The organism is Massilia sp. 01N410, assembly GCF_056399665.1.
Window position 1 is genome coordinate 332,721 of record NZ_JBFTRV010000002.1, and the last position, 22,764, is coordinate 355,484.

At 66.3% G+C, this 22,764-nt stretch carries 23 protein-coding genes; 10 read left to right on the forward strand and 13 right to left on the reverse strand.

What is annotated here, in order from left to right:
* Genes AC1DOP_RS04130 through AC1DOP_RS04140 form a run of 3 tightly spaced genes read left to right on the forward strand, consistent with a single transcriptional unit; the run spans window position 1 to window position 2,161 of the window.
* Complete coding sequence (locus AC1DOP_RS04130; protein WP_442122305.1) at window positions 1–891, forward strand: sensor histidine kinase; 891 nt, start codon at window positions 1–3, stop codon at window positions 889–891.
* Window positions 888–1,676, forward strand: a complete 789-nt coding sequence (locus tag AC1DOP_RS04135; RefSeq protein WP_477249956.1) for a LytR/AlgR family response regulator transcription factor — start codon at window positions 888–890, stop codon at window positions 1,674–1,676. The genes AC1DOP_RS04130 and AC1DOP_RS04135 overlap by 4 nt, the downstream gene beginning before the upstream one ends.
* Window positions 1,677–1,729: 53 nt before the next feature.
* Window positions 1,730–2,161 (forward strand): VOC family protein, encoded by a 432-nt coding sequence (locus AC1DOP_RS04140; RefSeq protein ID WP_477249958.1) that lies wholly within the window; start codon window positions 1,730–1,732, stop codon window positions 2,159–2,161.
* A 13-nt stretch (window positions 2,162–2,174) separates the two neighbouring features.
* On the opposite strand, the gene AC1DOP_RS04145 is transcribed toward AC1DOP_RS04140, so the two are convergent.
* Both AC1DOP_RS04145 and AC1DOP_RS04150 read right to left on the reverse strand, forming a co-directional pair.
* The gene (locus tag AC1DOP_RS04145; protein ID WP_477249960.1) at window positions 2,175–2,939 is read right to left on the reverse strand and encodes a DUF2076 domain-containing protein; all 765 of its coding nucleotides are present in this window, start codon (window positions 2,937–2,939) and stop codon (window positions 2,175–2,177) included.
* A 60-nt stretch (window positions 2,940–2,999) separates the two neighbouring features.
* Window positions 3,000–4,757, reverse strand: coding sequence for an ABC transporter ATP-binding protein/permease (locus AC1DOP_RS04150; protein ID WP_477249962.1), 1,758 nt, complete (start codon window positions 4,755–4,757; stop codon window positions 3,000–3,002).
* 245 nt (window positions 4,758–5,002) lie between these two features.
* Here AC1DOP_RS04150 and AC1DOP_RS04155 point away from each other — a divergent pair, with 245 nt between their 5' ends.
* Window positions 5,003–5,413 (forward strand): DUF4259 domain-containing protein, encoded by a 411-nt coding sequence (locus AC1DOP_RS04155; protein WP_442122301.1) that lies wholly within the window; start codon window positions 5,003–5,005, stop codon window positions 5,411–5,413.
* Between the two features lie 31 nt (window positions 5,414–5,444).
* Here the strand turns inward: AC1DOP_RS04155 and AC1DOP_RS04160 are convergent, their stop codons facing one another.
* From AC1DOP_RS04160 to xapA, 6 genes are all read right to left on the reverse strand, one after another.
* The gene (locus AC1DOP_RS04160) at window positions 5,445–5,849 is read right to left on the reverse strand and encodes a cytidine deaminase (RefSeq protein ID WP_442122300.1); all 405 of its coding nucleotides are present in this window, start codon (window positions 5,847–5,849) and stop codon (window positions 5,445–5,447) included.
* A 24-nt stretch (window positions 5,850–5,873) separates the two neighbouring features.
* The gene (gene deoA / locus AC1DOP_RS04165; protein ID WP_442122299.1) at window positions 5,874–7,196 is read right to left on the reverse strand and encodes a thymidine phosphorylase; all 1,323 of its coding nucleotides are present in this window, start codon (window positions 7,194–7,196) and stop codon (window positions 5,874–5,876) included.
* A 124-nt stretch (window positions 7,197–7,320) separates the two neighbouring features.
* Window positions 7,321–9,699, reverse strand: coding sequence for an aldehyde dehydrogenase family protein (locus AC1DOP_RS04170; protein WP_442122298.1), 2,379 nt, complete (start codon window positions 9,697–9,699; stop codon window positions 7,321–7,323).
* Between the two features lie 17 nt (window positions 9,700–9,716).
* Window positions 9,717–10,685, reverse strand: coding sequence for a deoxyribose-phosphate aldolase (gene deoC, locus AC1DOP_RS04175; protein WP_442122297.1), 969 nt, complete (start codon window positions 10,683–10,685; stop codon window positions 9,717–9,719).
* Window positions 10,682–11,875, reverse strand: coding sequence for a phosphopentomutase (locus AC1DOP_RS04180; RefSeq protein WP_477249965.1), 1,194 nt, complete (start codon window positions 11,873–11,875; stop codon window positions 10,682–10,684). Before AC1DOP_RS04180 ends, deoC begins: the two co-directional genes overlap by 4 nt.
* 118 nt (window positions 11,876–11,993) lie before the next feature.
* Window positions 11,994–12,830 (reverse strand): xanthosine phosphorylase, encoded by an 837-nt coding sequence (gene xapA, locus AC1DOP_RS04185; RefSeq protein ID WP_442122295.1) that lies wholly within the window; start codon window positions 12,828–12,830, stop codon window positions 11,994–11,996.
* Window positions 12,831–13,145: 315 nt separating this feature from the next.
* On the opposite strand from xapA, the gene AC1DOP_RS04190 reads away from it, so the two are divergent.
* From AC1DOP_RS04190 to AC1DOP_RS04200, 3 genes are read left to right on the forward strand one after another with little or no spacing between them, the layout of a single operon-like run.
* Window positions 13,146–14,258, forward strand: coding sequence for a carbohydrate kinase (locus AC1DOP_RS04190; protein WP_442122294.1), 1,113 nt, complete (start codon window positions 13,146–13,148; stop codon window positions 14,256–14,258).
* A gap of 2 nt (window positions 14,259–14,260) precedes the next feature.
* Complete coding sequence (locus AC1DOP_RS04195) at window positions 14,261–15,175, forward strand: pseudouridine-5'-phosphate glycosidase (protein WP_442122293.1); 915 nt, start codon at window positions 14,261–14,263, stop codon at window positions 15,173–15,175.
* A 21-nt stretch (window positions 15,176–15,196) separates the two neighbouring features.
* Complete coding sequence (locus tag AC1DOP_RS04200; RefSeq protein ID WP_442122292.1) at window positions 15,197–16,102, forward strand: LysR family transcriptional regulator; 906 nt, start codon at window positions 15,197–15,199, stop codon at window positions 16,100–16,102.
* A gap of 29 nt (window positions 16,103–16,131) precedes the next feature.
* On the opposite strand, the gene AC1DOP_RS04205 is transcribed toward AC1DOP_RS04200, so the two are convergent.
* The gene (locus tag AC1DOP_RS04205; RefSeq protein ID WP_442122291.1) at window positions 16,132–16,599 is read right to left on the reverse strand and encodes a MarR family winged helix-turn-helix transcriptional regulator; all 468 of its coding nucleotides are present in this window, start codon (window positions 16,597–16,599) and stop codon (window positions 16,132–16,134) included.
* 142 nt (window positions 16,600–16,741) lie between these two features.
* Here AC1DOP_RS04205 and AC1DOP_RS04210 point away from each other — a divergent pair, with 142 nt between their 5' ends.
* Window positions 16,742–17,749: an alpha/beta fold hydrolase gene (locus AC1DOP_RS04210; RefSeq protein WP_442122290.1), complete on the forward strand. Its 1,008-nt coding sequence runs from the start codon at window positions 16,742–16,744 to the stop codon at window positions 17,747–17,749.
* Window positions 17,750–17,768: 19 nt separating this feature from the next.
* On the forward strand, window positions 17,769–18,881 hold the full coding sequence (locus AC1DOP_RS04215) for a thioredoxin family protein (RefSeq protein WP_442122289.1): 1,113 nt from the start codon (window positions 17,769–17,771) through the stop codon (window positions 18,879–18,881).
* A 140-nt stretch (window positions 18,882–19,021) separates the two neighbouring features.
* On the opposite strand, the gene AC1DOP_RS04220 is transcribed toward AC1DOP_RS04215, so the two are convergent.
* Window positions 19,022–19,612: a hypothetical protein gene (locus AC1DOP_RS04220; protein WP_442122288.1), complete on the reverse strand. Its 591-nt coding sequence runs from the start codon at window positions 19,610–19,612 to the stop codon at window positions 19,022–19,024.
* A gap of 101 nt (window positions 19,613–19,713) precedes the next feature.
* On the opposite strand from AC1DOP_RS04220, the gene AC1DOP_RS04225 reads away from it, so the two are divergent.
* On the forward strand, window positions 19,714–20,208 hold the full coding sequence (locus AC1DOP_RS04225) for a hypothetical protein (RefSeq protein ID WP_477249969.1): 495 nt from the start codon (window positions 19,714–19,716) through the stop codon (window positions 20,206–20,208).
* Window positions 20,209–20,242: 34 nt separating this feature from the next.
* Here the strand turns inward: AC1DOP_RS04225 and pcp are convergent, their stop codons facing one another.
* The 3 genes from pcp to AC1DOP_RS04240 are packed head-to-tail and all read right to left on the reverse strand — an operon-like array spanning window position 20,243 to window position 22,576.
* Complete coding sequence (pcp, locus tag AC1DOP_RS04230) at window positions 20,243–20,887, reverse strand: pyroglutamyl-peptidase I (protein WP_442122286.1); 645 nt, start codon at window positions 20,885–20,887, stop codon at window positions 20,243–20,245.
* A gap of 4 nt (window positions 20,888–20,891) precedes the next feature.
* Window positions 20,892–21,860: a DUF979 domain-containing protein gene (locus tag AC1DOP_RS04235; protein WP_442122285.1), complete on the reverse strand. Its 969-nt coding sequence runs from the start codon at window positions 21,858–21,860 to the stop codon at window positions 20,892–20,894.
* Window positions 21,857–22,576: a DUF969 domain-containing protein gene (locus tag AC1DOP_RS04240; protein WP_442122284.1), complete on the reverse strand. Its 720-nt coding sequence runs from the start codon at window positions 22,574–22,576 to the stop codon at window positions 21,857–21,859. The genes AC1DOP_RS04235 and AC1DOP_RS04240 overlap by 4 nt, the downstream gene beginning before the upstream one ends.
* Between the last annotated feature and the right edge of the window lie 188 nt (window positions 22,577–22,764).

Consider the following 22,764-nt stretch of genomic DNA (forward strand, 5'->3'; position numbering starts at 1 on the left):
ATGCGTGCCAGCCAGATCAATTCCGGGCTCGATTTTTTACGCGATGCCTTCCGCGAAGCCAGCGTGCTGTGGTGGCGCTTCTTCGACTGGCTCGCCGTGGTCGAATGGCGCCAGCTGGCGCTCACCTGGTTCCTCGCCCTGATGGTCTGCGTGCCGCTGAACGTGCCCGAGCCGGCGGTCTGGTACGTCATCGTTTCCTTCGGCGTGAAGGTGCTGGCCGGCGGCAAGCGCAGGGCCGAGCTGGTGGCGAAGGAAGCGACCATGCAGGCGAATGTCGCCACCCTCGAACGCCGCCTGATGGAGGCGCAGATGGCGGCCCTGCAGGCCCAGGTCGAGCCTCACTTCCTGTTCAATACCCTGGCCCTGATCGGCCAGCTGATCGAGACCGATCCGCCGGAAGCGGCGCGGGTGCACGCCCACCTGATCGAGTACCTGCGCTCGACCCTGCCGCAGATGCGCGCCCGCGACGGCGGCACCCTCGGCAAGCAGGTCGAGCTGTCGAAGGCCTACCTGGCCATCATGCAGGCGCGGATGAAGGAGAGGCTGAACGTGCGCTTCGAGGTCCCGATGTTCCTCGGCAGCGCGCCCTTCCCGCCGATGATGCTGCAGACCCTGATCGAGAATTCGATCAAGCACGGCCTGGAGCCGAAGATCGCCGGCGGCACCGTGACCGTGCGCGCCTACGTCGACGGCGCCACCCTGCACGTCGAAGTCTGCGACGACGGCGTCGGCATCGACCCGCACGCCGACGACGGCATCGGCCTGGCGAATATCCGCGAACGCCTGCAGCTGCTGTACGGCGACAAGGCCGAGCTGGTGATCCAGATGCCGCCAAGCGGCGGCGCCTGCGCCCTGATCAAGCTGCCCTACAAGATGATGGAGACCGCATGAGCATTGAGCGCGCGCTGACCGCCATGATCGCCGACGACGAAGCGCCGATGCGCGACCTGCTGCGCGCGCGCCTGGCCGCCGTCTGGCCCGAACTGCGCATCGTCGCCGAGGCGGCCAACGGCGTCGAAGCCGTCGCCCTCGGCGAGCAGCACAAGCCCGACATCGCCTTCCTCGACATCCGCATGCCGGGCATGAGCGGCATCGAGGCGGCGCGCCAGCTGTACCGGCGCTCGCACATCGTGTTCGCCACCGCCTACGACCAGTACGCGCTGGACGCCTTCGAACAGGGCGCCCTCGACTACCTGCTCAAGCCGGTGAGCGCGGAGCGCCTGGCCACCACCTGCGCGCGCCTGCAGACGCGCCTGAAACTGCACGCGCCCGCCCAGCCGGATATCGGCCAGCAGCTGGCGAAGCTTACCTCGCTGCTCGAAAACAAGGGCTCGTCCCAGCCGAAGACCGGCTACCTGCGCTGGATCCAGGCCCAGGTCGGCTCCAGCCTGCGCATGGTGAGCACGCGCGAAGTGCTGTTCTTCCAGTCGGACGAGAAGTACACGCGGGTGCAGACGGCCGGCGCCGAATTCCTGATCCGTAAAACACTGAAGGAACTGGCCGAAGAGCTCGACCCGGACGAGTTCTGGCGCATCCACCGCTCGACCCTGGTGCGCGTGGACGCCATCGGCGAAGTCACGCGCGACCTGCGCGGACGCCATATGCTGAAGCTGCGCGGCCATCCCTTCGAGCTCGAGGTGAGCCGCAATCACACCTATCTATTCCAGCAGATGTGAATCGCAGCGGCGCGCTGGTAGGATGGCGCCTCCCCTTTCATGAAGGAGCTGCCATGTCATCCATTGCGATTCCCTGCCTGCGCTACCGCGACGCGGCCGCCGCCATCGACTGGCTGTGCGAGGTCTTCGGCTTCGAATGCCAGCTGGCGGTGCCCGGCAGCGACGGCGCCATCGCCCATGCCCAGCTGACCCTGGACGGCGGCATGATCATGCTCGGTTCGGTCAGCAGCGAAGGCGAATACGGACGCCTGCTGGCCCAGCCGGACGAGATCGGCGGCCGCGAGACCCAGACCGTCTACCTGCGGGTGCAGGACGCCGACCGCGTCTGCGAACGCGCCCGCGATGCCGGCGCGACGATCCTGCAGGAGCCGGCCGACACCGAGTTCGGCAGCCGCGGCTTCCTGTGCCGCGACCGCGAAGGCCATGTGTGGAATGTCGGCACCTACGACCCGTGGCAGGCCGGGGCGCTGTTCGACAAGCCCTGAACAGCCGGGACGATCAGCCAAACAGGCCCTCGTCGGATCCGTCGCCGTCGAAGAAGCCGCCATTGCTGTCCAGGCCGCCACTGTCATCGAGGCCGCTGTCGAACAGACCTTCCGACGCGACCTCGCCCGAGCCGCTGTCGAGCAGGCGCCTGCCCTGGGAACCGACGTCGCCCAGGCCGGCCTGGTCGGCCAGCGAGCTGCCCGACTGGTCGCTGAACAGGTTGTTGCCCGGGTCGTCGCTGTTCAGCAGGTGGTTGCCGCCCTGGCCGTGGTGACCGAACATGTTCTCGATGCCCTGGAACAGGAAATTACCGGCCGCGACACCCGCCGCCGTGGCCGCGATCGAGCCCAGCAGGCCGCCGCCAAGGAAGCCGCCGGAGCGCGAACCGAACATGCCGCCCGACACCGGCGGCTGCTGGTATGGCTGCTGGTATTGCTGCGGCGCTTCCTCTCGCTGGTACTCGCGCCGCTCCTGCTGCATCGGCGCACTGGCGGGACGCGTCTCGCCGCTATTGCCCCAGGTATTGGCGTCCAGGAAGCGCCTGTCGCCCTGTTGGGCGCTGCGGAGCTGGTCTTCCAGCTGGGCGATCTGCCCCTTGGCATTCTTCAGCGCCTGCTCCAGCAACAGCGAGCGCTGCACCAGCAGATAGGCGGCGTCCGGCTGCTGGGCAACCGCACGCTGGATCAGCGCATCGGCTTCCGCATCCTTCTGGATCCCGCGCGCCTGGATCAGCTGGCTCAGGAAATCGTGCAACATCTGTGAATCTTGCGGGCTCATGGCCTTGCCTCCTCAATGTGATTCCGGATAGCCCCCATGTTGGAGGGTGTGGTCAGGATTTCAAGTCACGATCGCCGTTTCGCGCGCTGGCCGCGCCGGAGGCGGCTTGCCTGCGCTGCCGGCAGCTTCGCCGGCTTCGTCGGACGCGCCGTCGAAACGGAAGCCGCCCGCCTCATGCAGTTCCCAGGCCCCCTCCCCCATCAGGTGCAGCACATGGGTGTGATGGCGCAGCACGGCGGGACGGTGGGCGATGCTGATCAGGGTGGCGCCGCTGTCGCGCAGGCGCCCGTAGAGCGAGGCTTCGTTGCCGCTGTCGAGGGCGCTGGTCGCCTCGTCCAGGATTACGATGCGCGGCGCATGCACCAGCACGCGGCCGAAGGCCAGGCGCTGCTGCTCGCCCACCGACAACAGCTTCTCCCAGTCCTGCACCGCCTCCAGGCCGCCCACGCGTTCGGCCAGCTGCGGCAGATGGACCTGCTCCAGGATCGCCAGCAACTGGTCGTCGCTCAGGTCGGACTGCGCACTCGGATAGATGAGCTGGCTGCGCAGGGTGCCATGCTGCAGATAGGGCTGCTGGGGCAGGAAGAAGAACTCTTCAAGCGGCGGATGATGGATGGCGCCGCTGCCCGTGTGCCACAAGCCGGCGATCGCGCGCAGCAGCGAACTCTTGCCGCAGCCGCTGTCGCCGGTGATGAGCAGCGCGTCGCCCGGCTTCAGCACCAGGCTCAGCTCCTTGATCAGCACGCGCTCGGATTGCGGCGGATGCAAGGTCAGGGATTCCAGCGCGAGCTGCCCGGCCGGATGCCGCTGGATGCGCGGATGCTGGCCGTCGGCGGCTGCGGTGTCGGGCGCGGCACCGGGGAGCACGAGTTCGGACAGGGCCTCCAGGCGGCCGATGCCCGCCACGAAGCGGCTCAGGCTCTCGAAGTTGTCGACGATGACGCCCACGGCGCCGAGCACCGCGGTAAAGGCACCGGCCGCCTGGATCGCCCGCCCGACTTCCAGTTCCCCGGACAGGACGCCGTCTGCCAGGATCACGCCCGGCAACACCAGGGTGAGCTGGCTGAAGGTGCGCTGGAAAAAGTTGAGGGAGCGCTGCCTCTTGATGAGGCGTCCATAATTCTGGATAACCTTGTCCAGTTTACTGTCGATATGCACCCGCTCCTGGGCTTCGCCGCGGTAGAAGGCGATCGATTCCGCGTTTTCGCGCACGCGCATCAGGCTGAAGCGGAAATCCGCCTCGCGCCTCAGCTGCCAGAAATTCAGGTGGATCAGCGGGGTGCCGAATATCCAGAGGGCGATGACGGTGCCGAACGTCGCATACACGGCCAGCACGCCGACCAGCAGGTGGGAAATCGACCACAGCACGGCGCTGAAGGCCACCAGTTGCATGACCGAACCCAGGAAGATCAGCAGGAAATTGATCGACCTTCCCGTGAAGGTATTGATGTCTTCGCTGATGCGCTGGTCGGGGTTGTCGATCTCGCTGCTCGAACCCAGTTCGTAATACCTGCGCCCTTTCAGATAGCCGTCGAGGAAGCGCCCGGTCAGCCAGCGCCGCCACTGGTTGGCGAACAGGTCGCGCATGTAGTAATAGAAGGCATAGACCGGCACCGCGAAAGCCAGCACGAACAGGCACATCCTCACCGATTTCCAGAAGCGGCCACCATCCTTGGCCGCCAGCGCCGAAGTCATCTCGCCGGACTGGTCGTTCAGCATGACGGCCAGCTTGGTCTCGACCAGCATCAGCACGATCAGGAGCGCCAGCAGCAGCCAGGCCCTCCCCTTTTCTTCCCCCAGCCAGTAAGGTTTTGCCACACCGATAAATTGCTTCCAAGCAGCGAGCGACAAGGGCGCGGCGCGGCGTCGTTTCTTTGGTGCCGCCGACGCGTCATCGGTCCTGGCGTCGGTTCTGGCGGAGGTGGGCGTGTTCATTTCAAGGGCATAAACGTGGCATCAGTCCCAGCATACGACCAGGAATGAAGGCGTTCGGTGCGGAAACGGACATAGCGGCGATTGATTACAATGACTGAAACCGGTGCCGTATACACAGGGAGAGCCAAATGGGAGCGTGGTCTCACGAGTCATTCGGAAACGATGACGCATGCGATTGGGCAGCACAGCTGGACGAATACGATGACCTGAGCCTTGTCGAGGCGACGCTCGACACCGTGCTCGAGGCCGGCGACGACGAGCTCGAGGCGCCGGAGGCGTCCGAAGCCATTGCGGCGGCTGAAGTGGTGGCCCGGCTGCAGGGCAATCCCGGCACGGCGGATGCCTTACCGGAAGAACTCGACGCCTGGGTGGAGCGCATCCGGCTCCTGCCCTCGGCCGACCTTGCGGCGAAGGCGCGTCGTGCCCTCGATCGCGTGCTCGCCGGTCCTTCCGAGTTGATGGAACTGTGGGACGAATCCGGGGAATCGGAGGCGTGGCAGGCTTCTGTAAGAGAGCTCAAGGACCGCATACGCATCTGACGACGCGTACGCAGCCTGGGGGTATGACAGCTTACTTCTGCAGATCCCAGCCGCCGAAGGCATTCGGCAGCTGGCCGGCGGCCGTGGTCTCGAGCAGGTCGCCCTTCAGGTTGGTCAACACGACCGGCAGCTCGTTGCCACCCAGTTCGAGGGTCACCTGGCGGCAGGCGCCGCAGGGGGCGATCGGACCGTCGGTATCGCCGATCACGGCCAGGGCCGTGAAATCGCCCGGCTTGTAGCCGTGGGCGATGGCCGAGAAGAAAGCGGTGCGCTCGGCGCAGTTGCACAAGCCATAGGACGCGTTCTCCACGTTACAGCCGCGGAAGATGCGGCCGTCCTTGCACTCGAGTGCGGCGCCGACCTTGAACTTCGAGTAGGGGGTATAGGCCAGTTCGCGTGCGGCGCGGGCTTCTTCGATGAGTTTTTCGTATTTCATGGGAACTCCAGGCCGTCGTGGTTTTTACGGACGAATGGTCTTGTAGATCATCGGCTGCGCAGCCGGCGCCTCCGCCGCGATGCGGTAAGCCGCCTGCACCTGGCGCACCGCCTGCTCCGCCGCTTCGCTGGAGCGCGCATGCACCAGCGCGATCGGCTGACCCGCATCGACCTTGTTACCGAGTTCGATCAGGTCGGTCAGGCCAACGGCGAAGTCGATCGGGTCTTGCGGACGCACGCGGCCGCCGCCCAGCGCCACCACCGCCAGGCCCAGGCCGCGGCAGTCGGTCGAGTAGGCGTAACCCGATTCCAGGGCCGGCACCGGCACCACGATCGGCGCCTTGGCCAGATGGGCGTCCGGCTTGTCCATCAGGTCGGCCGGGCCGCCCAGGGCGGTGACCATGCGCGCGAAACGCTCGGCGGCTTCGCCCGAATCCAGGGCGTGCTGCAGCTTGGCGTGGGCTTCTTCGCTGGTCGCGGCCAGGCCCGAGATGACCAGCATCTCGGCGCACAGCGCCATCGTCACTTCGTGCAGGCGCTTTGGTCTCGACTTGCCGGTCAGGTAGTCGATCGCGACGCGCACTTCGACTGCATTGCCGGCCGCCGGGCACAAGGACTCGTTCATGCCGGTCAGGATCGCCGAAGTGCGGGTGCCTGCACCGTTGCCTACCTTGACGATCGACTCGGCCAGCTCCACCGATTTTTCGTAGGTCGGCATGAAGGCGCCGCTGCCAGCCTTGACGTCCATGACCAGGGCGTCGAGGCCCGCCGCCAGCTTCTTCGACAGGATCGAGCCGGTGATCATCGCCACCGATTCGACGGTGGCGGTGGTGTCGCGGATGCTGTAGAAGCGCTTGTCGGCCGGCGCCAGCTGGGCGGTCTGGCCGATGATGGCGACGCCGACTTCCTTCACCACCTTCTTGAACAGCTCGGGATCCGGCACCGTCGAGTAGCCCGGGATCGAATCGAATTTGTCCAGGGTGCCGCCGGTGTGGCCCAGGCCACGGCCCGAGATCATCGGCACGAAGCCGCCGCAGGCCGCGATCATCGGGCCCAGCATCAGCGAAACGACGTCGCCGACGCCGCCGGTCGAGTGCTTGTCGACCACCGGCCCCGGCAGGTTCAGCGATTTCCACTCCATGACCTGGCCGGAATCGCGCATCGCCAGCGTGAAGGCGACCCGCTCGTCCATGTTCATGTCGTTGAAGTAGACGGCCATGGCGAGGGCCGCGATCTGGCCTTCGGTGACTTCACCGTTCGGGATGCCGCGTACGAAGAACTGGATTTCTTCCTTGGTCAGGGTGCCGCCGTCGCGCTTTTTGCGGACGATTTCTTGGGGGAGGAACATGATTGCTTCCTTAAGTGTTAGCTCGTAAACGTCGTTCCCGCGGAGGCGGGAACCCAAGTTTGTTCGCGTTACGCTAGCAGAACTTGGGCTCCCGCCTGCGCGGGAACGACGGGGTAACTCAGTATTAAACGCCGTACGGAATCCAGACGTTCTTAACCTGGCTGGCGTGCTGCAGTACCGTCTTGCCGCAAGCCTGCTTGGCATCGAACCAGTCGCGGCCCTTGGCGCCGCCGGTCCAGGTGCGCTTCAGCGACTCGCTGGAGAGGCGCTCGACTTCCGCGCAACCTTCCGCCGAACCGTCGTGGCGCCACACGGCATCCACGTCGAAGTGCGAAGCCAGGGTGCGGGCCAGTTCGTCGCTGGAGCCGGTGACGATGTTCAGCGCGCCGCCCGGCAGGTCCGAAGTGTCCAGCACCTGGTACAGGTCCAGCGCCGACAGCGGATGCGCTTCCGACGGCACGGCGATCACGCGGTTGCCCAGCGCCAGCGCCGGGGCGACCAGCGAGATGAAGCCCAGCAGCGGGTTCTCGTTCGGGCAGACGATGCCGATCACGCCGACCGGCTCGTTCAGCGCCACGGTAATGCCGTGCATCGGCGGCTGGTGCGCCAGGCCGTCGTACTTGTCGGCCCAGGCGGCCCAGTAGAACAGGCGCTCGATCGAGGCCTGCACTTCGGCCGCAGCGTTCTTCGCGCCGGTCTGCTGGGCGATACGCGACGCGAATTCGTCGGCGCGCACGGCCAGGTTTTCGGCGATGTAGTACAGCACCTGGGCGCGGTTGTGGGCGGTGGCTTTCGACCAGCCGGCCGCCTTGTGCGCGGCTTCGACGGCGTTGCGGATGTCCTTGCGGTTGCCTTCGCCGATGTCGGCGATGAACTGGCCGTTGGCGCCATGGATGGCGCGGCTGTAGGCGCCGTCCGGGCGGGCCTGCTTGCCGCCGATGTAGAGCTTGGCGGTACGGTCGACGGCGAACGGGACACCCTCTTCCACCGGCTTGAGCTTGCCCTTTTCAGGCGCGAGCGGCGCGGCCGGGCGGCGGTCTTCGGCCAGCGGGGTCAGGTACTCGTACATGCCCTCCTTGCCGCCTTCGCGGCCGAAGCCCGATTCCTTGTAACCGCCGAAGCCGCAGGCGGCGTCGAACTGGTTGGCGGTGTTGATCCACACCACGCCGGCCTTGATGGCGGGCGCGACGTCCAGTGCCAGGCTGATCGACTCGGTCCACACGCAGGCGGCCAGGCCGTAGACGGTGTTGTTGGCCAGCTGGACCGCTTCACCCGGGGTGCGGAAGCTCATCGCCACCAGCACCGGGCCGAAGATTTCGGTCTGGGCCACGGCGGCCGAGGTCGAGGCGCCGGTGATCAGGGTCGGCAGGTACCAGGAGCCGGCAACCGGCATGTCGCAGCTCGGCTGCCAGATTTCGCAACCCTCGGCGCGGGCGGATTCCACCAGGCCGGTGATGCGCTGCTGCTGCACCGGATCGACCAGCGCGCCGATGTCGTTCGACTTGTCCAGCGGCGAGCCGACGCGCAGGTTCTGCATGCGCGCCTTGACCTTGGCGATGAAGCGCGGGTAGACCGATTCCTGCACCAGCAGGCGCGAGCCTGCGCAGCAGACCTGGCCCTGATTGAACCAGATCGAATCCACGAGACCTTCGACGGCGGCGTCCAGGTCCGCGTCTTCGAAGACGATGAAGGGCGACTTGCCGCCCAGTTCCAGAGACAGCTTCTTGCCGGTGCCGGCGGTGGCCTTGCGGATGATGCGGCCCACTTCGGTCGAGCCGGTGAAGGCCAGCTTGTCGATGCCCGGGTGGTTGACGATGGCTTCGCCCACGCGGCCGTCGCCGGTGACGATGTTGACCACGCCGGCCGGCACGCCGGCCTGCTGGCAGATCTCGGCGAACAGCAGTGCGCTCAAGGACGTGAACTCGGCCGGCTTGAAGACGATGGTGTTGCCGGCTGCGAGCGCAGGCGCGATTTTCCACGCCAGCATCAGCAGCGGGAAGTTCCACGGCACGATCTGGCCGACCACGCCGACGGCGCGGTAGTCGGCGAATTCTTCCGACTGCAGCTGGGCCCAGCCGGCGTGATGATAGAAGTGGCGCGCGGCCAGCGGCAGGTCGGCATCGCGGGTTTCGCGGATGGTCTTGCCGTTGTCCAGGGTCTCGAGCACGGCGAACAGGCGCGAGTGCTTCTGCAGCAGGCGGGCGATCGCGTACAGGATCTTGGCGCGGCCGTGGCCGCCCATGGCGACCCAGAGCGGCTGGGCGCGGCGCGCGGCTTCGACGGCGCGGTTGACGTCGTCCGAGGTGGCTTGCGTCACCTGGGCCAGTTCGTTGCCGTCGGCCGGATTGAAGGAACCGAAGGTGTCAAGGGCTTCAGTCCAGGCGTTGTCGATGAACAGGCCGAAACGGCGGCCATGCTGGTCCAGCCACGCTTGCGCTTCCTTGGTGCTTTCGGGTGCGGGACCGTAATCCATAGTTTGCAGAATCTCTTTGATAGTAGGCATGACGAATCCGTGAAATCTTAGGGTTGCGCGTGGCGGTGGGCGGCCGAGTAGTAGCCGGTCACGTGGTGCTCGAGCTGGCGCTCGATGTCGGTCAGCAGGCTGGATGCGCCGATGCGGAACAGGTGCGGCTGCAGCCATTCGTTACCCAGCTCTTCCTTCATCACGGTCAGGTACTGCAGCGCGGATTTCGCGGTGCTCACGCCGCCCGCCGGCTTGTAGCCGACCTTGAAGCCGGTACGTTCGTAGTATTCGCGGATCGCACGCACCATCACCAGCGACACCGGGATGGTCGCGTTCACGCCTTCCTTGCCGGTCGAGGTCTTGATGAAGTCGGCGCCGGCCATCATGCAGACCCAGGATGCCTTGGCCACGTTTTCCAGGGTGACCAGGTCGCCGGTCGCCAGAATGGCTTTCACGTGGGCTTCGCCGCAAGCCTGGCGGTAGGCCAGCATCTCGTCGTACAGCGCCTGCCAGTTACCGGTCAGGACGTGCTGGCGGGTGATCACGATGTCGATCTCGGTCGCGCCCGCGGCCACCGACAGTTCGATCTCGCGCAGCTTGGTTTCCATGCTCGACAGGCCGGCCGGGAAGGCGGTCGACACCGCGGCGATCGGCAGTCGGCCTTTCAGGACCTGCACCGCCGGGGTGATCATTTCGTGATACACGCAGACGGCGCCGGTGGTCAGCGAGTCCAGGCCCAGTGCCTGCATCAGGTCGGTGCGCAGCGGACGCATCGCCTTCATGCACAGGCGCTCGACGCGGCCCGGGGTATCGTCGCCGGACAGGGTGGTCAGGTCGATGCATTCGATCGCCTTGACCAGCCAGGCGGCCTGGTAGTCCTTCTTGACCGTGCGGCGGTTCGCCAGGCTGGCGGCGCGGCGGTCGGCGGCGTTGCGGTTGACCTTGAGGTGGTTGATCCAGCCCAGGTCGAGGCCGGTGGCCGTGTTACGCGCAGTGATAATTTTAGAATCGAGGTTCGGGCTCATAGCACAGCAGTTCCGTTCGAGAGAGGTTTGACGCCGAGGTGTTTGGCGAGCGTTGCGCCGATATCGGAGAAGGTGTCGGCCACCGGCAGTTCCTTCGCGGGCGCGGCCGGGCCGAAGAACAGCATCGGGATGTGTTCGCGGGTGTGGTCGGAGCCGGGCCAGGTCGGGTCGCAGCCGTGGTCGGCGGTGATCACGACCAGGTCGCCGGGCTGAAGCTTGGCCATGAATTCCGGCAGGCGCGCGTCCAGCTCGTGCAGCGCGTTCGAGTAACCGGCGACGTCGCGGCGATGGCCGAAGTGCATGTCGAAGTCGACGAAGTTCACGAAGGTCAGCGACTTGTCGCCGGCGGTGTCCGCGACTTCCAGCAGGCGGTCGAACAGCGCCATGTTGTCGGCGCCCTTGATCAGTTGGGTCACGCCCTGGCCGGCGAAGATATCGCTGATCTTGCCGAGCGCGATGACCTCGCCGCCGGCGTCCTTGACGTGGTCCAGCAGGGTCGGCGCGACCGGCGGCACGGCGTAGTCGTGACGGTTGCTGGTGCGCTTGTAATCACCGTTCGAGCCGGTGAAGGGACGCGCGATCACGCGGCCGATATTGTAGGGCTTGACCAGCTCGTACGCGGCTTCGCAGACTTCGTACAGGCGCTCGAGGCCGAAGTGTTCTTCGTGCGCGGCGATCTGCAGCACCGAGTCGGCCGAGGTGTACAGGATCGGCTTGCCGCTGGCGACGTGCTCGTCGCCCAGCTCGTTGATGATGGTGGTGCCGGAAGCGTGGCAGTTGCCCAGCCAGCCCGGTACGCCCGTCAGCTCCTGCAGTTTATCCGTCAGCTCTTTCGGGAAGCTCGGCACGGTCTTGGGAAAGTAGCCCCAGTCGAACAGCACCGGCACCCCGGCGATTTCCCAGTGGCCGCTCTGGGTGTCCTTGCCGGTCGACTGCTCGCGGGCGACGCCCCAGGCGCCGCTGAAGCCGTCGCGTTTCTCGAAACCGGCCGGCCATTCGCCGCAGGCTTTATGCGCCGCGGCGCCGAGGCCGATGGTTTCCAGGGTCGGCAGCGACATCGGCTTGCCTTCCCTGGCGGCCCATTCGGCGATGTGGCCGAGGGTGTTGGCGCCGGTGTCGCCGTACTTGCCGGCGTCGGGCAGTGCGCCGAGGCCGAAGGAGTCAAGCAGGAGGATGAATGCGCGTGACATATAGTTATCTCACATAGAAATTGCTAGCTCGTCGCCCCCGCGAAGGCGGGGGGTCCAAGTTTGCCTGCGTTTCGACTGCTCGACAAACTTGGGTCCCCGCCTGCGCGGGGACGACGTATTAGGCGTTAGCGGTCGTACCCAGACGTTCAATAAACGCGTGCATCAACGCCACCAGGTCCTTGGCCGCCACCGCAGCATACTTCAGGGTCTGCTCGTGCGACAGCGGGAACGGGGTCAGGCCTTCGGCCAGGTTGGTGATGGCGGAGACGCCGGCGACTTTCAGGCCGCAGTGGCGGGCGGCGATCACTTCCGGGACCACCGACATGCCGACCACGTCGGCGCCCATGGTGCGGAAGGCGCGAATCTCGGCCGCGGTTTCGAAGTGCGGGCCCGGGGTCGACAGGTAGACGCCTTCGTGCAGGGTGATGCCCTTCTCTTTCGCCACGGTCTTCACCAGTTCGCGGGTGTCAAGGTCATAGGCGTTGGCCATGCTGAAGAAGCGCGGGCCGAAGCGGTCGTCGTTCGGGCCGGCCATCGGGCTGCCCGGCAGCAGGTTGATGTGGTCGGAAAGCAGCACGATGCTGCCGGCGTCCACTTCCGGACGCAGCGAACCGGCCGCGTTGGTCACGAACAGCAGTTCGCAGCCCATCAGTTTCAGGGTACGGACAGCGGAAGTCATCACGCTGGCGCCGTAGCCTTCATAGAAGTGGCCGCGGCCCTTCATGCAGGCGACCGGCACGCCGGCCAGGGTGCCCAGCACCAGTTCGCCGGCGTGGCCGTGCACGGTGCTGATCGGGAAGCCAGGCAGGTCGGCGTAGCTGATCGCCACCGCGTCCGTCATCTGCTCGGCCAGCACGCCGAGACCGGAGCCGAGGATGAGCGCCACACGCGGCGTGAAACCGGGCTTGCGGGCACGGATGACGTCGGCGGCTTCGAATGGGGTGTTGCTGAGCATGGATGGCTTCCTTGTGATATTCGCTGGATTGGGCTTATTGCGGGTATTCGTGCTGGCAGACCGGAGAAGCTGAAGGAGCGTCAGGCGCTCAAGGTGTTGCACAGAAAGCGGGAGCCCGGTGCACCAAATAAATCAAACTATGCATTATCGTGGATTGGTATGGCAAATACCAAATTTTTGCTCGATTTATATGTAGAAGGTATAAATGGGCTATGCTGCATGTTAGCCCCCGGAGACAGCCTCGGATTGACGCCGACCAAACAAGTGTTTAAGATTAAAAACAATTGTTTATAGCCTCCTTGAATCGGAACCACCGTGAGCGAACACTCAAAAAAACAACAGTTGCTTGAGCTGATCCGCGCGAACCCCTTTATTTCGCAGCAGGATCTGGCTGCCAGCCTGGGGCTGTCGCGCTCGGCCGTGGCCGGCTATATCGCCGGCCTGATCCGCGAACGCAAGCTGCTGGGACGCGCCTACGTGCTGCCGGACCGCCGTCCCGTCACCTGCATCGGCGCGGCCAACCTCGACCGCAAGCTGCGCTCGCTGGCCGGCATCGCCATGCACACCTCGAACCCCGCCATCCAGAGCGAATCCTTCGGCGGCGTCGCCCGCAACATCGCCGAAAACCTCGCGCGCATGGGCACGCCGGCCGCCCTGCTGACCGCGACCGGCAAGGACAGCTCGGGCGCCGCCCTGCTCGCCCACGCAAAAAGCCTCGGCATCGACCTGGGGGGCACGCTGCAGCTGCCCGACCTCGCCAGCGGCACCTATACCGCGGTGCTGGACCAGGATGGCGAGATGGTGGTCGCGCTGGCCGACATGGCCCTCTACGACCGCCTCGATCGCGCCTTCGTCGACAGCTGCCAGGCCCGGCTCGCGACCAGCGCGCTGGTGGTGGCCGACCTCAACCTGCCGCTCGACACGGTCGACGCCGTGATCGCCGGAGCGCGCCGTGCCGAGGTGCCGCTGGTGCTGGTGGCGGTGTCCGAGCCGAAGATGGCGCGCCTGCCGCGCGATCTCTCGGGCGTGCGTCTCTTGATCCTGAACCGCGGCGAACTCGCGGCGCGGGTCGGGCGCGAACTCTCCAGCGAAACCGAGCTCGACGCCGCGGTGGCCGAAGTGCGGGCCCAGGGCGCGCGCGACCTGATCGTCACGCGCGGCGCCGACGGCGTGCTGTTCACGCGCGGCGGCACGGGTGAGGACCGGATCGTCCGCCTGTACGCGCCCGGCACCGACGTGGTCGACGTCACCGGCGCCGGCGACGCCTTCGCGGCCGCCGTGTGCTGGTCGCTGGTCCACGACGGCGAAGACCTCGAACTGGCCTGCCGGCGCGGCCTGAAACTGTCGGCGCTGACCCTCGGCGTGACCGAGACGGTGCATCCGCGCCTCGGCCCGGACACTCTTACGAACATGAACCTCCAGGACTGACCATGCAAGCCTTTCTCCAGTTTTCTCCCGAAGTGCAGGCCGCCCGCGCCGCCGGCAAACCCGTCGTCGCCCTCGAGTCGACCATCATCTCGCACGGCATGCCCTACCCGCAGAACGTGCAGACCGCGCGCGAAGTCGAGCAGGTGATCCGCGACGCCGGCGCGGTGCCGGCCACCATCGCCATCATCGACGGCCGCATCTGCATCGGCCTGTCCGACGACCAGCTCGAGCAGCTGGGCCAGTCGACGGACGCGATCAAGGTGAGCCGCCGCGACCTGGCCTACGTCCTGGCCACCAGAAAGCTCGGCGCCACCACCGTCGCCGCCACCATGATCTGCGCGAAGCTGGCCGGCATCGAAGTCTTCGTCACCGGCGGCATCGGCGGCGTGCACCGCGGCGCCGAGACCAGCTTCGACATCTCGGCCGACCTGCAGGAACTGGCCCGGACCGGCGTCGCCGTGGTCTGCGCGGGCGTCAAGTCCATCCTCGACATCGGCCTGACCCTCGAATACCTCGAGACCCACGGCGTGCCGGTGGTGAGCGTGGGCCAGGCGGCCTTCCCCGCCTTCTTCACGCGCGACAGCGGCTTCAAGGCCGACTTCCAGCTCGACACGCCGGAAGAACAGGCGCGCTTCATCCGCACCAAGTGGCAGCTCGGCCTGGAGGGCGGCGTGGTGGTCAGCAATCCGGTGCCGGAAGTCTCGTCGATGAAGAACGAGGAGATCGATGCCATCATCGCCCAGGCCCTGGCCGAAGCGGCGCAGCAGGGCGTGAAGGGCAAGCTCGTCACGCCCTTCCTGCTGGCGCGCATCAAGGAACTGACGGGCGGCCGCAGCCTGGCCACCAACATCGCCCTGGTCAAGCACAACGCCCTGGTCGGCGCCAAGCTGGCCGTGGCGCTGCACGCCACCCATTAACGACAGCCTGACGGGTTCTCCATGTCGATCGACCTGAAGCAGTTGAAGTATTTCCTCGCGGTGGCCGAAGAGAAAAGCTTCAGCCGCGCCGCCGAGCGCCTGCACATCTCGCAACCGCCGCTCTCGCAGCAGATCATGAAGCTGGAGAGCGAGCTGGGGGTGCGCCTGTTCGCGCGCACCACCCGCAGCTTCGAGCTGACGGTGGCCGGCAAGGCCTTCATGCAGGAAGCCTCGGACCTGCTGGGGCGGATGCGGATGGCGGTCGACACCATCCGCCAGATCGACCGCGGCGAGGTCGGGCGCCTGCGCGTGGGCATCGTCGGCTCGGCGATGTGGGGCCCGATACCCGGCCTGCTGGAACAGTTCCAGAGCCAGTTCCCGCGCGTGACCTGGACCATCCACGAACTCGGCCCGAACGAGCAGTGGGACGCCCTGCGCGGAAAACAGATCGACGTCGGCTTCTGGCGCGAGCCGAAGCGCGACGAGGACGAACTGAAGCACGCCGGCCTGCGCCAGGACCTGTGCTTCCAGGAGAACTACTGCGTGGCGGTGAACGTCCAGGATCCGCTGGCGCGCAAGGACCGCATCGAGCTCACCGACATCGCCGGCGAGCCGCTGCTGATCCTGCACCTGGACCAGTCGGCCGAGCCGCGCTACCTGATCCAGTGCTGCGTGAACGCCGGCTTCCAGCCGACCATCTTCCAGGAGGCGGCCGAGCCGCAGACCCTGCTGGCGATGGTGGGCGCGGGCCTGGGCGTGGCGCTGATGCCGGAGACCACCGGCCGGATCGGCTGGCCGGGCGTGCGCTTCCTGCCGATCAGGGACATTCCGCCGTCGGCGAACCTGTACATCACCTATCCGATCCAGGACGACGCGCCGGTGGTGCGGGCCTTCCTGAAGATCGTGAATCCGGAAGGCGAATCCTAGGAATCGATCCCGATAGGGATAGGCTCCACTCAAGCCGGCGGACTGGCCGCATCCATCAGGTTCGTCCGCAGATTGACGATGGCCTTCTGCAGGGTCCGGAACTCTTCCGGGGTCAAGCCCGCGGCCTTGGCCGTGACCTCGCGGTAGTCGAAGGCTTTTTCCCGCAGTTGGCGTCCGGCCTCGGTCAGGGACACCCGCACGCTGCGCTCATCCTCCGCGTCGCGCTCGCGGCGCACATATCCCATCGCTTCCAGGCGCTTGAGCATCGGCGTGAGCGTGCTCGGCTCCAGGAACAGGTTTTCGCTGAGGCCCTTGACCGTCTGCCGGTCCTGTTCCCAGAGCGCGATGATGGTCACGTACTGCGGGTAGGTCAGCCCCAGCTGCTCCAGCACCGGCTTGTAGACGCGTGAATAGGCCAGGTTGGTCGAGTAGATGGCAAAGCACATGAAGTCGCCGAGTTTTGCGGCGTCCTTGCGCTTCCGATCGTCCTTGCTCATTTGACATCCCCAAAAAATAATTATCGCGATAACGATTATCGTACTTGAAAAGCGCGGAGACTTCGTATAAATTTATGATCATAATGATTATCGTCATAAGTAATTCCAGAAAGTTCTCCTCTAACCGCCATCGGAGTCAAGCATGAGCAAGCACGACAAGCAGTCCAGCATCCGCAGCCTGGCAGCGGCAGCCGCCCTGGCCGCCGCATCCTTCGCCCTGCCCGGCGCGGCGCAAGCGGCAAGGCCGGCGCCCGGCTTCGCCTCGATCAAACAGGTGGATGCGGGCGTCCTGAATGTCGGCTACGTGGACGAAGGTCCGGCCACGGGCCCCGTCGTGATCCTCCTGCACGGCTGGCCCTACGACATCCACAGCTACGTCGACGTCGTGCCCCTGCTGACCAGGGCCGGCTATCGCGTGATCGTGCCCCACCTGCGCGGTTATGGCAGCACCCGCTTCCTCGACGCCCATGCCGTGCGCAACGGCGAACCGGCGGCGCTCGCGGCCGACGTGGTCGCGCTGATGGATGCGCTGAAGATCGACCGCGCCATCCTGGCCGGCTACGATTGGGGCGCGCGCACGGCGGACATCGTCGCCGCCCTGTGGCCGCAGCGCGTCAAGGGCCTGGTGTCGGTGAGCGGCTACCTGATCGGCAGCCAGGAAGCGGGCAGGCAGCCGCTGCCGCCCGCCGCGGAACAGCAGTGGTGGTACCAGTTCTACTTCGCCACCGAGCGCGGCCGGGTCGGCTACGAGAAGAACCGCCACGATTTCGCCAAACTGATCTGGCAGACCGCCTCGCCCCGCTGGCACTTCGACGACGCCACCTTCGAGCGCAGCGCCGCCTCGCTGGACAATCCGGACCACGCCGCCATCACGATCCACAACTACCGCTGGCGGCTCGGCCTGGCGGAGGGAGAAGCGAAATACGCGGGGCTGGAAGCCAGCCTTGCCACATCGCCGGCCATCACGGTCCCGACGATCACCCTGGAGGGCGACGCCAACGGCGCGCCGCATCCTGAGCCGGCGGCTTATGCGAAGCGCTTCACCGGCAAGTACAGACATGAACTCATCCGCGGCGGCATCGGCCACAACCTGCCGCAGGAAGCGCCGCGCGCCTTCGCCGACGCCGTGATCGACGTCGACCATCTCTGAGACGGAGAGCAGACCCGCCATGTTCGAATTCAAACGCATGCTTCGCCATCCCCTGAACTGGCTGTCCGGCGCCGTCCTTGCAGCGGCCGCTACCGGCGCCGCCTTCTCGATGATGATGCCGGCGGCCGGCGCGGCCGGCGCGGCCGATACCGGCTACCGCAGCGGCTTGCCGGTACTCGGCGCCCTGCCGCCGCTGGACGGCGCCGTGACCTGGCTGAACTCCCCTGCCCTCAGCGGCAAGGCTTTGCAGGGCAAGGTGGTGCTGGTCGATTTCTGGACCTATTCCTGCATCAACTGCATCCGCACCTTGCCCTACCTGCGCGCCTGGGAACGGAAATACCGTGACCAGGGCCTGGTCGTGGTCGGCGTCCACACGCCGGAGTTCGACTTCGAGAAGGAGATCGCGAACCTCAACCAGGCCCTTGCGCGCTTCATGATCGACTACCCGGTGGCCGTGGACAGCGACAGGCGCATCTGGACCGCCTTCCGCAACAATGCCTGGCCCGTGTTCTACATTGCCGACGCCCGCGGCCAGCTGCGCGCGCGTGTCGTCGGCGAAGGCAACTACGAGAAGACGGAACGCATCATCCAGTCACTGCTGGCGGAAGCGGGCAAGGCCGGCGCGCCGGACACCCTCGTCACGCCGCGCGCCGCCGGCGAACAGTCCGCCCCCGACCTCGCGCACCTGGGGTCCGGCGAAACCTATGTAGGCTATGCGCAGGCGTCCAATCTGGCCGGCGGCGGGCAGCTCGAACGCGATGCGCCGCACGATTACGCGAGGACGGAGGTCGGATCGAACCAGTGGAGCCTCGTCGGCAACTGGACCGTCGGCGCCGAGCGCGCCCGCCTGAACCACGCGGACGGCAGCATCGTCTACCGCTTCAGTGCGCGCGACCTGCACCTGGTGCTGGGACCGGGACCCGGCGGCAAGCCGGTGCGCTTCCAGGTACGCATCGACGGCCGCGCGCCCGGAGCGGATCACGGTTCGGACACCGACGTCGACGGCAACGGCAGCATCGGCGATACGCGGCTCTACCAGCTCGTCAGGCAGTCCGGCGCCGTGAAGGAACACCTGTTCGAGATCCGCTTCCTCGACGCCGGCGCCAGCGCCTTCGCGTTCACCTTCGGCTGATCCTTTCGGAGACAAACCATGAGCACTTCCAGCCCGATCGTCCGCGAGGACCGGGTCTGCCTGGTGGGCGGCAGTACGACCTGTTGGAGCAGGCGCAGGTGGGCGTGTTCAGGCGTTGAAGGGCGCGCACCTTGCCCGTTTTACAGCGAGGGCTTCACGGTTTCCTTTGCCTTGCGATCCGCCTGCACCAGTTCGGAAGGCCGGGGATCGTAAAGCTCGACCTTCGTCGACGTGATCCGGAGGCGGGCCCCGGCCGAGAGGCCACTATCGTCCTGGCACGCCGGACCGCCTGGCCACGATGGATGGGGGCTTTCGCACCACTCCGGGTCCGGTCCCATCTGGATGATGTTCGTCGGCTCGCCGTACTTGGCAATGGCGTTGGCGCGCAATGCCTTTACGTTGTCGTTATTCCAGGGCATTTCATAAATCACCCTTTCGACCACAATCGCGCCGCCTGGAATCGCCCGGACGTGGACCGAGGTTTTACCGGCCGGCGCTTCACAGTGCATATATAGCTTGTACTTTTTCCCTGGAAGGTAGGGATTCGGCTCGGCGAACGGTGTCACATCGAATTTGCCGTGGTCGCGCTGGCACTTCGCTTGCAAGGCGGCCTTGGCTTCGCTGGGGCTCATCCCCAGCCTGACACCGCCGAGATCGAAGGCCCTGACGTCCGTTGCCGATGCAAGGCCGCTCAAGAGCATCGCGGACAAGAATACTGCGGTTTTTTTCATCAATCTGATTCACGCTTGAAAAAGTTGCCTCAAGGAACATTCTAAGCGATGCAAGCGCGTAATATGTCGCCTATTGCTTACAGAACGATGAAAGGCCACACGTGCATACGAATCTGAGCGCTGCTCAATCCGACTTTCTCTACAATTTGTACCTGGTGCTGCGCGAAGCGCCGTTGTCGGTGCACGGACGTTACCGCACCTTCGAGACCGCCGCCGTCGATATGCGCCCCTGGCACGTCGAGGCCATTTCGCTCGATGCGCTCAGGCACCTGGTAAAAGAGCGCAAGCCAAAAGGACTCCGGCGCGGTCACAGGATGGCGCGCAAGGATCGTGGCAAACACTTGTTCGCCGAGGGCGCCCCGGTCATGACCAAGGACGAGATGCTGCACTTCTTCTTCGAAAACGACCGTGTCACCCTGGTCACCGGCCTCGAAAACGGAAAGGATGGCATCGCACATTGGTCGGCGCAGATTCCGGTACCGGAAGGCCGCCTGAAGGGCGGATCTTATTCCCCTCGCGTCAATCGCGAGGATCTGGACTGGGCTGAAGGCGAGCTGCGCCGTTATGAAGCTGGCCAGCTGGCCGCCGCGGCCTGACCGCTTTCGAGCCCGAGGCGGATTCCCGGCGCACTCAATGCGTCGCCCCACCCGCCAGCGCCACGTCGGCGTCCACTGACAGCGCCACCTCGACCGCAAGCCGCAAGCCCGCCACGACCTCCTCCAGTGCCATCGACGGCGTCGGTTCGGGCCAGGCCGCGGCCTGCTCGGGCAGGAAGGGCACGTGGATGAAACCGGCCTTCACGCCCTGCCCGCGCAGGTGGTGCATCAGCGCATAGAAGACGTGATTGCAGACGAAGGTGCCGGCGGTCTGCGACACGCCCGCCTTCAGGCCCTGCTCGCGCATCGCCGCCACCATGGCCTTGATCGGCAGGGTCGTGAAGTAAGCGGCCGGGCCGTCCGCGACGATCGGCGCGTCGATCGGCTGCTGTCCGGCGTTGTCGAGGAAGCGCGCGTCGTCGACGTTGATGGCGATGCGCTCCATCGAGATCTCCGGACGCCCGCCGGCCAGCCCCACCGCGATCGCGATGTCGGGGCGGACTTCGTCGACGAAGCCGAGCAGCGCCTCGGCGGCGCGGCCGAATACGCAGGGCAGCAGGCGCACCTCGACCTTGAAACCATCGCCGGACCAGCCCTCCAGCAGGCGCACGGCTTCCCATGCCGGGTTGATGGAGGCGCCGTTGAAGGGCTCGAATCCGGTGAGAAGGACAGTTTTCATGAGCTTATCGATACATCAGGAAGTAGAGCAGGACGATATTCGCCAGCAGCAGCGGCAGCGCGGTCGGCAGCTGGGCCTTGATCACGGCGTTCTTGTCCGGCAGCTCGAGCAGGGCCGCCGGGACGATGTTGAAGTTGGCGGCCATCGGCGTCATCAGGGTGCCGCAATAGGCGCTGAACATGCCGATCGCCGCCATTACGGCCGGATTCGCATGATACACCCCGACCAGTATCGGAATCCCGATGCCGCCGGCGATGACCGGGAAGGCGGCGAAGCCGTTGCCCATCACGACCGTGAACAGCGCCATCCCGATGCAGAAGGCGGCGCAGGCGACCAGGCGCGAATCCATCGGAATATACGAGGTCGTGATGTGGGCCACGGCCTTGCCGACGCCGGCCTCGGAAAACAGCAGCCCGAGCACGGCCAGCATATGCGGCAGCACCACCGCCCAGCCCATCGCGTCGATCAGGCGGCGCGCCTCGCGCACGCCCTGCAGCGGCGTGGCGCGCGTCAGCCAGCAGGCCAGCGCCAGGGCCACGATGGAGCCGCAGCCCATGCTCACCAGGGTCAGGTTCTTCGGATCGAGCAGCGGCGCGCTGTAGGCTCCCAGGTCGATGCGTACGTCCTTCAGCAAGGTCGAGCCGATCATCGTCACCACCGGAATCGCGAGCGCCGGCACCAGCAGCCTGTGGCCGAGCCGGGCCGCGCTGGCGCGGCGCGCGTCTTCCGGCGGCGGATTCGCCTTCCCTCCCCGCACCAGGCCGACGCCCGCCACCAGCGCCATCGCGACCATGAGCAGGCCGGTGACGGCCGGCGGCGTGCGCCCGCCCGCCAGGTAGAGCAGCGCGTACAGGCCCCAGAACAGCGCGCTCGTGAAGCGGAGCGGATTGCTGCGGTCGCGCAGGTTCATGATGGCCGTGGCCGCGAACAGCAGGCCGACCAGCACGTAAAAATCGTCGAGCGCGAGGATCATTGCGTGACTCCGTCGGCCACGTGGCGCGGCCTGCCCGTGCAGCGCAGGATGCGGGCATCGAGCCGGCGCAGGTTCCAGGCGTGGATCAGGAAGGCCGTGACCGCGGTCGGGATGCCCCACATCGCCATGCGCAGGGGATCGACTTCGAGCCCTTCGGCGCGCAGGATGGTCTGCATCAGCACGATGGCGCCGAAGGCCACGAACACGTCTTCGCCGAAGAACAGGCCGACGTTGTCGGTGGCGGCGCTCATCGCGCGGATGCGCTGGCGCATCGCCTCGTCCAGGTTGGCGCCGCGCGCTTCGGCGGCCGCCTCGGCCATCGGCGCCAGCAGCGGCCTCACCATGTTCGGATGACCGCCGAGGCTGGTCAGGCCAAAGGCGGCGGCGAGTTCGCGCACCAGCAGGTAGACCGTCAGCAGGCGCCCGGTGGTGGCGGAGCGGATCTTCGCAATGCTGGCCTGGGCGTGCTCGCGCAGCCCGGCGCGCTCGAGCAGGCCGATCGCGGCCAGCGGCAGCAGCAATATCAAGGGCAGGTTGCGGGTCTTGACGAAAGCGGTGCCGAGCGATTCCAGCAGGTGGACGAGGGACAGGCCGCCGGCCAGCCCGGTCACGCCGCAGGCGGCGATCACGACCAGCACCGGATTGGCGCGCAGCAGGAATCCGGCGACGACAACGGCAATGCCGAGCAGCGGCCACAGGTTGACAGCGGTGTGCATGGGTCTCCGTATGGATTTTTTATCGTGGAGATATTACCTCAGCATAGGGCGCGTCCAACGAATGGATGAGATCCGCCATCGCAGCCCGCGCCGCCGTGGCTTTTACATCGGAAGAACGGCCACTGCATGAACGCGCCACTCCCGCATTGCGTGTGCACATGACAAGGCGGCGCCCACCCGCTATGCTC